Consider the following 14,684-nt stretch of genomic DNA (forward strand, 5'->3'; position numbering starts at 1 on the left):
AATTAGTTACTTCCCTTTTCAGCGCCCTGATGCGGCTTCACCACCAGGTTCGGGTGGGTGATCGCCGAATCCGGCAGTCCCTGGACGTCGCACAGCGTGCCGTACTGCTTACGCAGTTCGTCAATCGGGCCGAATTTAATCGCGCCCAGCGGACAGGTCGCCACGCAAATCGGATCTTCGCCTTTCGCCTGCAAATCGACGCAGAAATCGCACTTCGACATCTGCCCCGCTTCTTTATCAAACTGCGGCGCGCCGTAAGGGCACGACCAGGCGCAGTAGCCGCAACCGATGCATTTGTTGGTGTCGACGCGCACGATGCCGTCGCCCGGACGCTTGTGCATGGCGGTAGTCGGGCAGTTTTTGGTGCAGATCGGATCCGCGCAGTGGTTGCAGGAAATCGATAACGTGTAGGCGAAGACATTGTTTTCCAGCCCGCCGTTGCCGGTCGGGGCGAATCCGCCGCCGTTGACTTCATACACCCGGCGGAAACGACGGCCCGGCTCCAGATTGTTTTTGTCCTTACAGGCGACCTGGCAGGCTTTGCACCCGGAGCAGCGCGACGAATCGATAAAGAAACCCAGTTGCTTATCGCTTACCGGGGGAAACTCCATATATTGGCTCATGCTTTCTCAACCTCAACCAGCATAGTTTGATGCGAATTCCCTTTTGCCAGGGGGGTGATGCGGGTGGAACTCAGCACGTTGGCGCAGCCGCCGTGATCCACGCCTGACGCGTCTGGTTGCCACCAGGCGCCCGCCTGCATGGCCACGACGCCAGGGATAATGCGCGGCGTCACTTCCGCTGGCACCATGCTGATACCGCGATCGTTATGGATGCGCACCTGGTCGCCCTGCGCGATGCCGCGCCGTGCGGCATCCTGCGGGTTAATCCACAGTTTCTGGGTCTGGGCTTCCTGCAACCACGGGTTGGCGTACTGCGTGGAGTTGGCGCGGTTTTTCCCTTTCCAGGTGATCAGTTGCAGCGGATATTTCTCGGTCAGCGCATCCTGCGGGCCTTCGTGCGCAGGCACGTAGTGAGACAACGCCGGGATTTCCGGGTGGTTCATGTCGTACAGCCGCTTCGAGAAGATCTCAATTTTGCCGGACGGGGTTTTAAACGGGTTGTTCTCCGGGTCGCGAATGTTGTCGGCGAACGCCACGTACGGCTCGCTTTTAAACAGATGGCGGCGCTGCACCTGCAACTGCGCAAAGCTCGGCATGTTTTCTGCGGGCATCGCGGCGCGGGTGGTTTCGACGATATGCTCGATCCACTGTTTTTCATCGCGCCCTTCGCTGAAGGCAGGCTCAACGCCCAGCTTCGCAGCGACTTCACGCAACCATTCGTAGTCTGAACGGCGCTCGAATTCCGGCTCGACCAGTTTTTCTGACAGGATCACGTAGTTGCCGGTGCCCCAGGTTTCGCCAATGTTCCAGCGCTCCATAAAGCTGGTTTCCGGCAGCAACAGATCGGCATATTTGGCGCTGGGCGTCAGGTACAGATCGCTGGCGACGATAAACTCAATTTTCGATTCGTCTTCCAGCAGCTTTGCCGCTTTATTGATGTCCGGGTTCTGGTTCGCCAGGTAGTTGCCTGCCAGCGAAAACAGAATGCGGATATTACTGTCGAGTTTTTCAGCCCCTTTCAGCCCCTGCTCCGGCGTGATTTTGCTGGCGTCTTCCGCCGCCTGCATCCAGTTCATCACCGAAATTTTCGCCGCGATCGGGTTTTCGATGCTTTCCGGCTCGCTCATAAATTTGCGGTTGCCGATACCGCCGTAACCTGCCGCCCAACTGCCTTTCTTACCGACGTTGCCGGTGATAGTGGCCAGCAGCGTCGAGCCGCGCGCGGTGCGCTCGCCGCAGATATGGCGCTGCGGTCCCCAGCCCTGGATCAACGCCGCTGGTTTAGCGGTGGCATATTCCCGCGCCAGTTGGCGGATGGTATTGGCAGGCACTTTCGTGATCGGCTCCGCCCATTCCGGGGTTTTCGCCACGCCGTCTTTCGCGCCAGTCAGATACGCTACCAGCGATTCATTGGCCGGTACGCCTTCCGGCATGCTGGCTTCATCAAAGCCGAGGGTATAGCGGGCGATAAAGTCTTTATCGTGCAGATTCTCGGTGATGATGACGTACATCATCGCGTCCATCAGCGCGTTATCAGTAGTCGGCAGCAGCGGGATCCACTGATCCGCCAGCGAAGCGACGGTATCGGAATAACGCGGATCGATAACGATAAACCGTGTGCCGTTGCGCTTCATCTGCTGGAAGTAGTGATTGGCGTGACCAAAGATAGTTTCGTTGGTGTTGTGGCCCCACAAAATCACCAACGGCGTCTCCAGCAGCGTATCCAGAGAACTCCCGGAGGCGGGCGTACCGTAGGTGTACGGCGTGGCGGCGGCAGTGTTGCCCATACTCACGGAGTGATAGGTTTCAAGGTAACCGCCGGTCAGGTTCAACAGGCGGCGCACCATTTTATCCCCGGAGAAGGTGCCGCCGCTGACGGCGGTGCCGACGTGCACATAGCGCGAGGCCGGGCCGTATTTGGCCGTAATCCGCTTCAGATTATCGGCGATGAGCGTGGTAGCTTCATCCCAGCTGATTTTTTCAAACTTCCCTTCGCCGCGTTTACCGACGCGTTTCATCGGATATTTCAGGCGGTCCGGGTGATAAACGAATTTACGGTAACCGCGTCCACGCACACAGGCACGCATAATCGGCATCGCTTCATCCAGCTCAGCATCGGGTCGCGTGGTAATACGGGTAACGATGCCCTGATCGACATGTGCGCGAATATCGCATTTGCCGCCGCAGTCGAAGGTGCTACAGGTGGGTACAACCCGTTCGCTATTTTGCGGCGTGACCGCGGCCGGAGCGGAGGATTCGGATGCGGCGGAAACAAATTGCGGTACCACCAGCGGTACAGCAGCCAGCGCGGCGCTGGCCTGAATAAAGCGTCGACGGCTGAGCGCCGTTATTTCGCTTTCGTCTTCCTTGATTGGCATGGCATCACTCTCTTTTATAGGCATGAAGAAAGTGTGTATTTTTGGAAAATAATGCCGCTACCATTTTGATTTAAAGCAGCTAATAAAGAACTAACGCAAATTGAGAGATATTTTTCAGAATGAAATGAAAACGCTTATTAGTTAACACGGAGTTTTAGGGCAAATGTTAACAATATATCTACTAAACAATTTCTTTTAATCGCGCTATGCAACCTGGCGTACTGAGTAATATTACCTTGCGAAAAACGATGCGGAAAAAATTAGCGGGGAATAATCTTACAATTCCAGTGTGCCTCCGCCGAATTCTGGCTGGCCGCAATTTCCAGCGACAGCGTGGCGCTTTTCACATGAGTGATACTGTACTCCAGCACCACATCATCAGGATTGCGGGCGATGCGCTCGATTTTGAACAGCGCCTCTCCCGGTTCGCAGCCCAGCAGCCGGGCCAGGCGCGGGTCGCAGACCACTGGCGTAAAATTTTCTCTGGCGTGGGTTGGCGAATAGCCGAAGGCTTCCCGCAACTGGGAATAGAGCGTGCCTTCATCATCAATATGGCTGAGATCGTTATAAAAGCGGCCATTCAGCCAGCTCAGGGAATGGCCGATGATCCGTTCGCCTTGGTGCATGCGCCGCTCCAGGCGCATCAACTGGCTGCCGACCTCCAGCCCCATCTGCCGGGCGACATCATGATCCGCCATGGTTGCCAGCAGGGAAACCACCTCAGCGCGCACCGGCTGAGGCGTAGTGAAAGACACCAGCACATCCGGTAAATCGGTGTAGTGCTTGAGCAGCGCGTCGCGGTTGATGAACGTGCCCTTCCCCTGCTCGCGATACACCATGCCGCCGCTGACCAGTGAATCGATCGCCTGCTTAATGGTGCCGCGCGCCACATTAAACTCATCGGCCAGGATCAACTCGCCGGGTAGCCTGTCGGTGTAGGTACACGACAGGATACGCTGCAAAATGATGTTTTTGATTTTGAGGTAAAGCGGGAGTCCATCAGACTCGAACATACGGTTGCTCCACTCAGAGGTAGAAGATTCGGCTCCGGTAAGCGTCCATTATATCCCGATTTATCTGCTGATTGCCGTCTATGTTTGCGCTGGCAAGGATCGGCGGCTCCACGCCGTTCTCCTGCATCAGCTCGCACAAGCGCAACACCAGGCTGTTGGCGATCGTCGCCCCCATAATGGTCGACAGCGGCGCGGCTTTCTGCGCCAGGCCCGGCAGGCTGACCGCCGCATCGCCGTAGTCGCACTGGTTATCCAGCGTAATATCCGCCGCCTCGGCCAGCAATTTGCCGCTGGAGTGCCGCGAGGTGACGCGCTTCGCCGTCGCCAGGCTGGTAATGGCGATCACCGTCGCGCCGCAGGCTGTGGCCGCCAGCGCCACATCGAGGGTGATGGCGTTGCGGCCCGACACCGAATGGATAATCAGCGTGTCCCCCGCCTCCAGCGGGGAGCTTTCCACCATCACTTTCCCCAGCCCTTCGACATTTTCTACTGCGCTGGTGAGCGTCAGCGGGCGAACGTTGAGCATCAGCGCCGGGGAAAACAGCGGGTTGACGATGGCAAGGCCGCCTGCGCGATAACTCATCTCCTCCGCCAGAATCCCGGCATGGCTGGCACCAAACACAAACAGGTTGCGGCCCTTCAGCACCGTATCGAGCATCACCCGGGCGGCGCGGTCGAGTGTCTCCTGCTGCGCCGCCAGTTGCGCCAGCTTTTGTTGGATCTGCGCGAAATAGGCGTTAACTGCGTGGCTCATCGTTATCTCCCTCAGAATGTCAGCAGACGGGTTAAGGCGCTAATCAGCGGCGATAGCACAAACATATCGCTGTCGCCGGCCCACAGCGCGGTGTCCGGGATGGTGTTATTAATGAAGTAGCTGACGCAGAAGTATTGCCCCCAGGCCACCACGGTGGAGGTGATAAAGCCCGCCAGCAGCGCGCCCTTATAGCCGCCCGTGACGTTGCCAAACACCCCGGCGGTGCCCGCATGGAAGAAAATCACGATCATGCTGGGGATAAACACGTAGCCGGTGTAGTGACCAATCAGCGTCAGCCACAGCAGCGAGCCGACAAACGCCCCCACAAAACCCAGCACCACCGCGTTCGGCGCAAAGTTAAACAGGATCGGGCAGTCCAGCGCAGGACGCGCGCCGGGAACCAGCCGCGAGCCGATGCCGTTAAACGCCGGCACCATTTCGCCGATAAACATCCGTACGCCAAGCAGCACCACCGCAATCCCGCCGGTAAACATCAACGACTGTTTCAGGGCATAGATGTAGAAACTTAAATCGCCGGACTGCGCCAGGATCTCCGCCGCTTTTGGGGTGCCTTTAATTTGCAGAATAAAGGTGCCGATAAAGAACAGCAGCGTCATGGTCAGCGCGGTCACCACATTGGAATCGCGCAGGAAACCGAGCTTTTTCGGGACCTGGATGTCTTCAGAACTGATGCTGTTGCGGGAAAACAGCTTGCCGAAAACCGCCCCCAACAGCGCCACCGACGCCGAAGTATGGCCGAGGGCAATATTGTCGTTGCCGGTGATTTTGCGCACCCACGGCTGCACCAGCGCCGGTTGCAACGTCCAGTAAAGGCCCATGATCACGGTGAGCATCAGCGTCAGTTGCCAGCCGGAGATCGCCGGGTTGCTGTTCACCATCACGCCCGCAAAAATCATGGTGGTCCAGAACATCATGTGCCCGGTCAGGTAGATGTATTTAAAGCGCGTCAGGCGCGCCAGCAGCAGGTTAAAGGCAAACCCGCCGGCGATGGCGATAGTGACGCTGCTGCCGTAGCGCTCGCTAAACTTCACCTGGCCGATAATATTGGTCAGGTTCATGGAGCTTAAGCCGAACACTTCAGTCCAGATCGGCTGGAAAATCAGCAGCGCGGAGACAATAATCCCTGCCCCGGCGCCGATAATCAAAAAGCCTAAAATCCCCTTCAGGGTGCCGGAGACAATATCCGCCAGCGGTTTGTTTTGCAGCACCAGCCCAAGCAGCACAATCAAGCCAATAAGGATGGACGCTTCGCCGAAGATATTGACGGTGATCCAACGCAGTACGCCGATAAATTCGTTCATGGTCTTACCCCTGAGTAAGAATGCCTGCGTTGACCAGCGCCTGGGTGATTTCGTTGGTGTCGATGTAGTTGTTCACCACCACCACCGGGCAGGAAAGATGCTGTAAATTGCCCACCAGCTCGGCGTTAGTGATCACCAGATCGGCGTTGGCCGACGCGGCGGCAGACACGTCCATATGTTCGACGTTCGCCTCCACGCCGTGCTTTTTCAGCACCGTTTCCACGTTCATGCGTAAAATTAAGCTCGACCCCATTCCCAAACCGCAGACAGTGAGTATTTTCATTGTTATTTCTCCAGACGGACGTAGTGGTTTATTCCGCATCGATCATCAGACGGTAAATCTGCTGCGCATCATGGGAATTCATTAAGGTGTGCAAGTTTTCCTCATCACCCAGCAGGGTGACGATTTTTTGAATCAACTGAATATGCTGATCGCTGTTGGTCGCGGACAAGCCGAGCACCAGTTGCACCGGGTCGTTTTCCGCATGACCAAATTCCACCGGCTCGCGCAGCCGCACCAGGCTGATTTGCGGCGCAACCGCCCCGTTCTCTGGCCGTGCGTGGGGCATCGCCAGCCCCGGCGCGATCACAAAATAGGGGCCGAACTGGTGATAGCTGTCGATCATCGCCTGGGTGTATTGCTCGCTACAGGCCCCGGCGGCGCACAGCGCGTCCCCGGATTTGCGGATCGCCTCGTCGGCAGACGTCGCCGGGTAATCCAGACAGATTGCGTTTGGGCTAATCATTACGCCTCCCTGATGATGCGCGTGATGGACGCTAAGGTGGTTTCCAGCGCCTGTTGAACGAATGCTTCGCCTTTTTCAGCGCTGGCGCAGCGCGGATCGCCGAGCACCGAGTAATCGGAAAACGCGGTCCAGGGTTCGGGACGGTAGCGGAAATCTTCCGGGAAAGTGGGGTAATGTTCCCGGGCCTGGGACATATCCACCGCCTCCGGCGCGAGCGCCAGCATTAACGACGTTTCAATTTCATCGGCATGCATATAGCCCGGATACGCCACCGCCGATTCGCGCAGCTTCGCCACGCAGCCCTCCATCCCCGCCCAGCTGTAGCTCAGCAGCGTGATGCCCTCCTCGCGAAGCTGGCGGGTTGCCGCTTTGATGGCATCGAAATTGCCGTAATGGGCGTTGATCACCGCCGTGGTGGTAATGCCGTAACCCGCCATATTGCGCGCCAGGCTGACCAGCAGATCCCCCAACAGCGCGTTGCCGATATCAATCGCGCCGGCATGGCCGCACAGCGACCACACCTGGCTGTAACAGATCACCGGCAGGGTGATGGCATCCTCCCCCAGCGCGCTGTCCAGCCGTTCGCAGAAGCGTTCGGCTAACAGGTTGTCAGTATCCAGCGGCAGATGATCGCCGTGCGGCTCCACCGCCCCCAGCGGCAACAGCGCGATTCTGGCCCTGGTGAGGGCCGCTTTCGCCTGCTGCTCGTTAAGTTGATGCAGTTTCATAGGCTGCCTTAACCGAAGCTGAAGTAGCGCGCCGGGTTGTCGACGAAGAAATCATGCAACAACGCTTCGCCGTCGAAACCCGCTTCCCGCGCCTCTTCCAGAAACCGTGGGCGCCAGTCCGCCAGGATAAACTTCAATCCCAGCCCGCCTTTCCCATAATGGGCGCTCATGCTTTTGCGGGCGAAATCGCCACCGATCAGGATCTGTTTTTGATACCCCTTTTTACACAGCGCCAGAATGGCTTCGGTGCGGACATGCTCGGGGAAATATTTGATCCGGCTGATACCGTCAAACGAGATAAATGCCCCGGTGTTGGCAAGTTGACGGTGTAGCCAGGGATCGGGATTGCGATCCATATGTGCAAAGCAGATGCGGGACAAATCAAGGCCCAGTTGTTTAAAAATCGCGGCCTGCTCCAGGGCCATGGTGCCCATTTCCGTATGGCTGTGCATCGGCGCGCCGGTGGCTTGTTGGGCGCGCACCACCACCTCCATGGTTTTGCGCTCCAGCGGCGAAATGGCGTTATAGCCAGTGCCGCATTTCACCATTCCCGCGCGGTAAGCGGTGCCGTCGATGCCGTCGGTCACTTCCCGGCTGACGTGTTCAACCAGCGCATCGAGGGGGGTGTTGGCAATCCAGTCGGCGAAGGTCTGATCGGTGCCCGGGCGTTTCGAGCTCCACAGAAAGCCCTTGTTAAACCCGGCGGTGGCGATGATCTGCACCTGCTGGCGGCTGGCAATCTCCGCCACCACCTCAACATGACGGCCATAGTCCGGCGCGGTGGCGTCATAAATCGACTGCCCGCCTGCGGCGCGGAAGTCGGCCAGTTCACGCTCGGAAGCGGCTTTATCGTCGAGCAGCAGATCCTCTTCGTTACGCTCCTGCCAGTACGGCGGGATGCAGTAGAGATGGTCGTGACTGTAAGTCACCCCGAGCTGCTGCGGTGCGATGTCACCCGTGAGTGTGCGAATAAACCCCATACGATACGCCTTGTTATCAGTGAGTTGGTGTATTCAACTTAGAACTTGTCTACCTGACTGGTCAAGTGATCATGGTCGCAAAACAACCAGCAAAAAGCCCAGTGCTGCGAGGTAACGCACAGTTTCATAGGAAATATTGATAAATCAGAATAAGTGCATGGCGTGCGGGTGTGAGCGCGGGCGTAAAACAAGCCAGATAAACTGGGCGGTATGGGAAGGGAAAGTTAACCGGGAACGCGGCAGCCGCGTCCCCGGTTGGCGGCGTTATTCTAAATCTGCGCCGTTGCTGGATATGACTTTCGTATACCAGTAAAACGATTTTTTGCGGGTGCGCGCCAGGGTGCCTGCACCGCGGTCGTCACGATCGACATAGACAAAACCGTAGCGTTTGCTCATCTCCCCGGTGGACGCCGACACCAGATCGATGCAGCCCCAGGTGGTGTAGCCGATGACCGGAATGCCGTCCTGAATGGCTTCCCCCATGGCTTTGATGTGCTCACGCAGATAGCTGATGCGATAATCGTCCTCGATCTCGCCCTGCTCGTTAAATTCGTCTTTGGCGCCCAGACCGTTTTCCACCAGGAACAGCGGCTTCTGGTAACGGTCGTACATCATATTCATGGTGATACGCAGCCCCAGCGGGTCGATGCCCCAGCCCCATTCGCTGGCCTGAATATGCGGGTTCTTGAGGGATTTCACCACATTGGCGGCGCTGCTGTTGCCATCGTTCATATCGGCAGAGGCGCAGCGCGAGGCGTAATAGCTGAATGACACAAAATCCACGGTGTTTTTCAGGATGTCGTTATCGCCCGGTTCGCTGACGATACTGATGCCCTTCTCTCTGAACATCCGCGCCGCATACGACGGGTACGCGCCACGCGCCTGCACGTCAATAAAGAACAGGTTTTCGCGGTCTTTCTCCAGCGCCGCCCACACGTCTTCCGGCTTGCAGGACCACGGATAAAAATTGCCGCCAGCCAGCATACAGCCGACCTGGTTCGCCGGGTTCACCTCATGGGCGATTTGCGTGGCCAGCGCGCTGGCTACCAGTTCATGATGCGCCGCCTGATACTTTACCTGCTCTTTGTTGTCGTTTTCATCGAACACCAGCCCCGCGCCGGAGAACGGGCTGTGCAGCAGAATATTGATTTCATTAAAGGTCAGCCAGTATTTGACCAGCCCGTCGAACGCTTCAAAACAGGTGCGCGCGTAGCGGGTAAAGAACTCGACCATTTTGCGGTTACGCCACGAGCCGTACTCGCGCACCAGGTGCATCGGCACGTCAAAGTGGCACAGCGTCACCAGCGGCTCGATGCCGTACTTTTTGCACTCGGCGAACATATCGCGGTAAAAAGCGATGCCTTCGGCGTTGGGCGTCAGTTCGTCGCCCTGCGGGTAAATGCGGCTCCAGGCGATGGAGGTGCGAAACACCGTAAAGCCCATTTCCGCCATCAGGGCGATATCTTCTTTATAGCGATGATAGAAATCGATCGCCTGGTGGCTGGGGTAAAACTCATCGTCGCGCAGGGTATAGCGCGGTTCGAGGCCGAGTTTAACCGCCATCCGCTGACTGCCGTGGGGGATCATATCCACGGTCGTCAGCCCTTTACCGCCTTCAAGGTAAGCGCCTTCCGCCTGGTTGGCGGCCAGTGCGCCGCCCCATAAAAAACCGTCCGGAAACTGTGAAACTGACATGAAGTACGACTCCCTGAATTAATTAACTTTTACTGCCGGTTCAATCGGCGGATTGGCCGGCGCGGGTTGCTCCGCTTGTGCCGACTGTTCTACCGGAATATCTTCAAAGCCCAGCAGCAGCGTTACGAAGAATGAGATCACCACCGACAGAATCATTACGCCTACCACCCAGGCAATGCTCATCGGATTCGCCGGGTCAAAGAACTGGACGCTGGTAAACAGCCCCGGCGACGCCATCGAGTGGCTGGCCAGCCCGCCGATGCCCGCCACCGCGCCGCAGATAAAGCCGGTGATTAAGCAAGCAATCAGCGGACGCTTAAGGCGCAGCGCCACGCCGTACAGCGCCGGTTCGGAGATCCCCGCGACGATAGCGGAAGCCGCCGCGGCCAGCGCGGTCTGGCGCAGTTCCGGGTTTTTGGTACGCCAGGCCACCGCCAGCGACGAGCCGCCCAGCGACAGGTTGGCGCCGATTTCCGACGGCATCACCATGCCCTCTTTACCGGTTTCGGCGATGGTCTGAATAATGGTTGGGGTAAACACGCGGTGCATCCCGGTCATCACCAGTAACGGCCAGATAGCGCCCATAATCGCCACCGACAGCCAGCCCAGGTGGCTGTGAATGGTGTAAACCAGTTTAGAAATCCCGCTGCCGATCCAGATGCCCACCGGGCCGATAAACATAATCGCGATGGGCGCGGCAATCAGCACAATTAACATTGGCTTAAGGAAGTTTTTGGTGACCGCCGGGGTAATTCTGTCCACCCAGCGTTCGATGTACGACAGGATCCAGGTCATGCACAGCGCCGGGATCACGGTGTAGGTGTATTTCACCGCCGTCACCGTCAGGCCCATAAATTCAACGTGCTGCCCCTGGGCGGCTTTCGCCATCAGGTCGATAAAGTTCGGGTGTACCAGCACGCCCGCAATGGCAATCGCCAGCGACATGTTGGTTTTGAATTTCAACGCCGCCGAGGCCGCCACCATGATCGGCAGGAAGAAGAACGCGCCGTCGCCGATGGTGTTGAGAATAATCAATGTCGACGAGCCCTTTTCGAAGACGCCGGTCATATCCAGGATCATCGCCAGCAGTTTCAGCATCGAGCCGCCGATAATCGCCGGGATTAACGGCGACATGGTGCCGATCAGCGCATCAAGAATGCCCGCGCCGATGCGCCGCAGGGTGATTTTATTTTTCTGCGGCAATTCTTTATGCGCCACCGCGCCTTCCGGCAGCAGCTTCAGCACTTCGGCATAGGCCTGGGACACGGTATTGCCAATAATCACCTGGCACTGGGTGTCATTATTGACCACGCCCAGCACGCCACTGATGCTTTTCAGTTTCGCGATGTCCGCCGCGCTATCGTCTTTCAGCACGAAGCGCAAACGGGTCATGCAGTGCGTCACCGACGCGATATTGTCCGCACCGCCAATGGCATCCACTATCGAGCGGGATACTGCTGCATAATTTTTTGACATGACTGATTCTCGCGTAACGCCCTGCCGTATTTTTATCGCTGTGCTTGTTGGCCGACAAAATCAGCGCACATATATCGGTAAGGCTATTACTTTCATAGGGTTAGACGATAACTTCGCAAAACGCCGTTTTCAGTGAAACAGCGTAGGTAACCGGTTCCACATAAGGGTGGTTAAATCGGGAAGGGTTTTCAACACAAAAATAAAAACGATCGTGAATCTGTGATTGAGATCGCCAAAAACGCCGGGCGTACACCCTTAATGGGCAAAAACTGCCGCTATGATTGGGTTAAAACTGTGTAGAATGGCTGGCGTACTCACCGTCCGGGATCGATTCATGTCTACAATGCAGGAAGTGGCAAAAAAAGCTGGCGTATCAAAGGCGACGGTGTCGCGGGTACTCTCCGGCAAGGGCTATACCAGCGAAGAAACCAAAGAGCGGGTGTACAAAGCGATTGAGGAAACCGGCTATCGCCCTAACCTGCTGGCGCGCAATCTGGCGACCAGTAAATCGCAGTGCATCGGGCTGGTGGTGACCAACACCCTGTATACCGGCAGCTACTTTAGCGAGCTGCTCTCCCAGGCGGCGAAAAGGCTTGAAGCCAACGGGCGTCAGTTGATCCTCGTCGACGGCAAGCACAGCGCTGAAGAAGAAAAAGCCGCCATTGATTTCCTGCTCGATCTGCGTTGTGACGCCATCATCATCTACCCGCGTTTTCTCAACGTCGACGAGATGGACGCCCTCGTTGAAAAGCACAAGCAGCCGATTATGGTGATGAACCGAAAGCTGCGTAAACACCAGAGCCACTGCATTTGTTGCGATCACCACGGCGCGAGCTTTATGGCGACCCAACACCTGATTGACCGGGGGCATCGCGATATCGCATTTATCACCGGTTCGATGGACTCTCCGACGGCGATTGACCGCCTGGCGGGGTATAAAGCGGCGCTCACCGCCAGCGGCCTGCCGGTGCGCGAGGCGCTCATCGCCTATGGCAAGTGGTCCCCGGCCAGCGGCGCGCAAGCGGCGGAGAAACTGCTGAGCGCAGCGTTACCTTTCAGTGGGCTGGTGGTCAGTAATGATGACATGGCGATTGGCGCGATGAAATCCCTTAATGGCGCCGGGCTGACGGTGCCGGGCGATGTCTCGATTATCGGCTTCGATAACATTGCCACCGCGCCGTTCTTACAGCCTGCGCTGTCCAGCATTAAAGATCCGGTCAGCGAGATGATAAATGAAGTGATTGAGCGGCTGATTTCGATGCTGGACGGCGGGTATCTGTCGACCCAAAGCCTGTTTTCTTCGCGGCTGCTGGCGCGGGATTCGGTGCAGGATGGGCCATTCAAAAAATAAGTACGCAGGCGAACCTGCGCACGTTGTCAGTTAATACAGCCCCATCGGCTTGTTATCAAAGCTCACCAGGATGTTTTTCACCTGCTGGTAATTATTGAGCGCCATCTTATGGGTTTCGCGGCCAATACCGGAGTTTTTATAACCGCCAAACGCCGCATGCGCCGGGTACAGGTGGTAGCAGTTAGTCCAGACGCGCCCCGCTTTAATCGCCCGCCCCATCCGCCATGCGCGGTTGATGTCACGGGTCCAAACGCCTGCGCCGAGGCCAAACTGGGTGTCATTCGCCAGCGCAATGGCTTCCGCTTCATCCTTAAAGGTGGTGATGCCGATCACCGGCCCAAAGATCTCCTCCTGGAAGCTGCGCATCTGGTTGTTACCTTTAATCAGCGTCGGCTGGATGTAAAAACCGGTTTCCAGCGCGTCGCCGTGCCCGACGCGCTCACCGCCCGTCAGGATTTCACCGCCTTCTTCACGAGCAATCGAGATATAGGACAGGATCTTGTCGTACTGCTCTTCAGAGGCCTGCGCGCCAATCATGGTGTCGGTATCGAATGGGTCGCCTTTGCGGATGGTTTCCATTTTGGCGAGCACTTTTTCGATAAACTGCGGGTAAATCGATTCCTGAATCAGCGCGCGTGACGGGCAGGTACAGACTTCGCCCTGGTTAAAGAAGCCCAGCACCACGCCTTCCACCGCTTTATCAATGAAATCCTGGTCGCCGTTCATCACGTCTTCGAAGTAGATGTTGGGCGATTTGCCGCCCAGCTCCACGGTGCTCGGGATAATGTTTTCGGCGGCGCAGGAGAGGATGTGGCGGCCAATCGGGGTCGAGCCGGTAAAGGCGATTTTCTCGATGCGTTTGCTGCGCGCCAACGCTTCGCCCGCCTCTTCACCAAAGCCGTGCACCACGTTGACCACACCTTCCGGCAGCAGGTCGCCAATGGTTTCCATCAGTACGCAGATGCTGAGCGGCGTCTGTTCAGCCGGTTTCAGCACCACGCAGTTGCCCGCCGCCAGCGCCGGAGCCAGTTTCCAGGCGGCCATCAGGATCGGGAAGTTCCACGGAATAATCTGGCCCACCACGCCCAGCGGTTCGTAGATGTGATACGCCACGGTGGTGTTATCGATTTCAGCGGCGGTGCCTTCCTGCGCGCGAATACAACCGGCGAAATAGCGGAAATGATCCACCGCCAGCGGCAGGTCCGCGCCTAAGGTTTCGCGAATCGGTTTGCCGTTATCCCAGCTTTCGGTCAGGGCAAGTTTTTCCAGGTTCTCTTCGATACGGTCGGCAATCGCCAGCAGCACATTCGAGCGCGCCTGAACGCTGGTTTTACCCCACGCGTCTGCGGCGGCATGGGCGGCGTCGAGCGCCCGCTCAATGTCCTGCGCATCGGAGCGCGGGAATTCCGCCACCACTTTGCCCGTTACCGGGGTGGTGTCAGAGAAGTAGTTGCCTGCAACCGGCTCAACAAATTTACCGCCAATATAGTTGCCGTAACGCTCACGGAAAGTGACTTTTGCGCCTGGCTGGTCAGGATGGGCATATTTCATTGTAATGTCCTCTGATTATGGTGTTGTAGGGTAAGGCCCATGTTGATAAGCAATTCTTATGCCAGGA

The 14,684-nt window shown here is 57.3% G+C and carries 13 protein-coding genes; 1 reads left to right on the forward strand and 12 read right to left on the reverse strand.

Going from position 1 to position 14,684, the window contains the following annotated elements:
- Positions 1 to 2: 2 nt before the first annotated feature.
- The 11 genes from FHW74_RS14420 to ascF form a co-directional block, all read right to left on the reverse strand.
- Positions 3 to 623 carry a DMSO/selenate family reductase complex B subunit gene (locus tag FHW74_RS14420; RefSeq protein WP_183171091.1) on the reverse strand — a complete coding sequence of 207 codons (621 nt, stop codon included), beginning with the start codon at positions 621 to 623 and terminating at the stop codon, positions 3 to 5.
- A complete protein-coding gene (locus FHW74_RS14425) occupies positions 620 to 3,001 on the reverse strand; it encodes a DMSO/selenate family reductase complex A subunit (protein ID WP_183171092.1) in 2,382 nt (793 codons plus the stop codon). Before FHW74_RS14425 ends, FHW74_RS14420 begins: the two co-directional genes overlap by 4 nt.
- Before the next feature lie 260 nt (positions 3,002 to 3,261).
- A complete protein-coding gene (locus tag FHW74_RS14430; RefSeq protein ID WP_183171093.1) occupies positions 3,262 to 4,014 on the reverse strand; it encodes a GntR family transcriptional regulator in 753 nt (250 codons plus the stop codon).
- A 13-nt stretch (positions 4,015 to 4,027) separates the two neighbouring features.
- Entirely contained in the window at positions 4,028 to 4,768 is a 741-nt protein-coding gene (locus FHW74_RS14435) for a sugar isomerase domain-containing protein (RefSeq protein ID WP_183171094.1), read from the reverse strand.
- 11 nt (positions 4,769 to 4,779) lie between these two features.
- On the reverse strand, positions 4,780 to 6,090 hold the full coding sequence (locus FHW74_RS14440) for a PTS ascorbate transporter subunit IIC (protein ID WP_183171095.1): 1,311 nt from the start codon (positions 6,088 to 6,090) through the stop codon (positions 4,780 to 4,782).
- A gap of 4 nt (positions 6,091 to 6,094) precedes the next feature.
- Entirely contained in the window at positions 6,095 to 6,373 is a 279-nt protein-coding gene (locus FHW74_RS14445) for a PTS sugar transporter subunit IIB (RefSeq protein WP_125293282.1), read from the reverse strand.
- A gap of 28 nt (positions 6,374 to 6,401) precedes the next feature.
- Positions 6,402 to 6,836, reverse strand: coding sequence for a PTS sugar transporter subunit IIA (locus FHW74_RS14450; protein ID WP_183171096.1), 435 nt, complete (start codon positions 6,834 to 6,836; stop codon positions 6,402 to 6,404).
- On the reverse strand, positions 6,836 to 7,564 hold the full coding sequence (locus tag FHW74_RS14455; RefSeq protein ID WP_183171097.1) for a creatininase family protein: 729 nt from the start codon (positions 7,562 to 7,564) through the stop codon (positions 6,836 to 6,838). Before FHW74_RS14455 ends, FHW74_RS14450 begins: the two co-directional genes overlap by 1 nt.
- An 8-nt stretch (positions 7,565 to 7,572) precedes the next feature.
- Positions 7,573 to 8,544 carry a phosphotriesterase gene (locus FHW74_RS14460; RefSeq protein ID WP_183171098.1) on the reverse strand — a complete coding sequence of 324 codons (972 nt, stop codon included), beginning with the start codon at positions 8,542 to 8,544 and terminating at the stop codon, positions 7,573 to 7,575.
- A gap of 264 nt (positions 8,545 to 8,808) precedes the next feature.
- Complete coding sequence (locus tag FHW74_RS14465; protein WP_183171099.1) at positions 8,809 to 10,239, reverse strand: 6-phospho-beta-glucosidase; 1,431 nt, start codon at positions 10,237 to 10,239, stop codon at positions 8,809 to 8,811.
- 18 nt (positions 10,240 to 10,257) lie between these two features.
- Positions 10,258 to 11,715 carry a PTS cellobiose/arbutin/salicin transporter subunit IIBC gene (gene ascF / locus FHW74_RS14470; RefSeq protein WP_183171100.1) on the reverse strand — a complete coding sequence of 486 codons (1,458 nt, stop codon included), beginning with the start codon at positions 11,713 to 11,715 and terminating at the stop codon, positions 10,258 to 10,260.
- 334 nt (positions 11,716 to 12,049) lie between these two features.
- Between ascF and FHW74_RS14475 the strand changes: the two genes are divergently transcribed.
- A complete protein-coding gene (locus FHW74_RS14475) occupies positions 12,050 to 13,066 on the forward strand; it encodes a LacI family DNA-binding transcriptional regulator (RefSeq protein WP_183171101.1) in 1,017 nt (338 codons plus the stop codon).
- Positions 13,067 to 13,096: 30 nt separating this feature from the next.
- Here the strand turns inward: FHW74_RS14475 and FHW74_RS14480 are convergent, their stop codons facing one another.
- Positions 13,097 to 14,617 (reverse strand): aldehyde dehydrogenase family protein, encoded by a 1,521-nt coding sequence (locus tag FHW74_RS14480; protein WP_183171102.1) that lies wholly within the window; start codon positions 14,615 to 14,617, stop codon positions 13,097 to 13,099.
- Between the last annotated feature and the right edge of the window lie 67 nt (positions 14,618 to 14,684).

The organism is Atlantibacter sp. RC6 (assembly GCF_014193285.1).
GTDB lineage: Bacteria > Pseudomonadota > Gammaproteobacteria > Enterobacterales > Enterobacteriaceae > Atlantibacter.

Excerpts from the sequence above, each read along its gene's own strand:
- FHW74_RS14420 (WP_183171091.1), bottom strand. The coding sequence starts at position 623 with ATGAGCCAATATATGGAGTTTCCCCCGGTAAGCGATAAGCAACTGGGT.
- FHW74_RS14425 (WP_183171092.1), bottom strand. The coding sequence starts at position 3,001 with ATGCCAATCAAGGAAGACGAAAGCGAAATAACGGCGCTCAGCCGTCGA.
- FHW74_RS14430 (WP_183171093.1), bottom strand. The coding sequence starts at position 4,014 with ATGTTCGAGTCTGATGGACTCCCGCTTTACCTCAAAATCAAAAACATC.
- FHW74_RS14435 (WP_183171094.1), bottom strand. The coding sequence starts at position 4,768 with ATGAGCCACGCAGTTAACGCCTATTTCGCGCAGATCCAACAAAAGCTG.
- FHW74_RS14440 (WP_183171095.1), bottom strand. The coding sequence starts at position 6,090 with ATGAACGAATTTATCGGCGTACTGCGTTGGATCACCGTCAATATCTTC.
- FHW74_RS14445 (WP_125293282.1), bottom strand. The coding sequence starts at position 6,373 with ATGAAAATACTCACTGTCTGCGGTTTGGGAATGGGGTCGAGCTTAATT.
- FHW74_RS14450 (WP_183171096.1), bottom strand. The coding sequence starts at position 6,836 with ATGATTAGCCCAAACGCAATCTGTCTGGATTACCCGGCGACGTCTGCC.
- FHW74_RS14455 (WP_183171097.1), bottom strand. The coding sequence starts at position 7,564 with ATGAAACTGCATCAACTTAACGAGCAGCAGGCGAAAGCGGCCCTCACC.
- FHW74_RS14460 (WP_183171098.1), bottom strand. The coding sequence starts at position 8,544 with ATGGGGTTTATTCGCACACTCACGGGTGACATCGCACCGCAGCAGCTC.
- FHW74_RS14465 (WP_183171099.1), bottom strand. The coding sequence starts at position 10,239 with ATGTCAGTTTCACAGTTTCCGGACGGTTTTTTATGGGGCGGCGCACTG.
- ascF (WP_183171100.1), bottom strand. The coding sequence starts at position 11,715 with ATGTCAAAAAATTATGCAGCAGTATCCCGCTCGATAGTGGATGCCATT.
- FHW74_RS14475 (WP_183171101.1), top strand. The coding sequence starts at position 12,050 with ATGTCTACAATGCAGGAAGTGGCAAAAAAAGCTGGCGTATCAAAGGCG.
- FHW74_RS14480 (WP_183171102.1), bottom strand. The coding sequence starts at position 14,617 with ATGAAATATGCCCATCCTGACCAGCCAGGCGCAAAAGTCACTTTCCGT.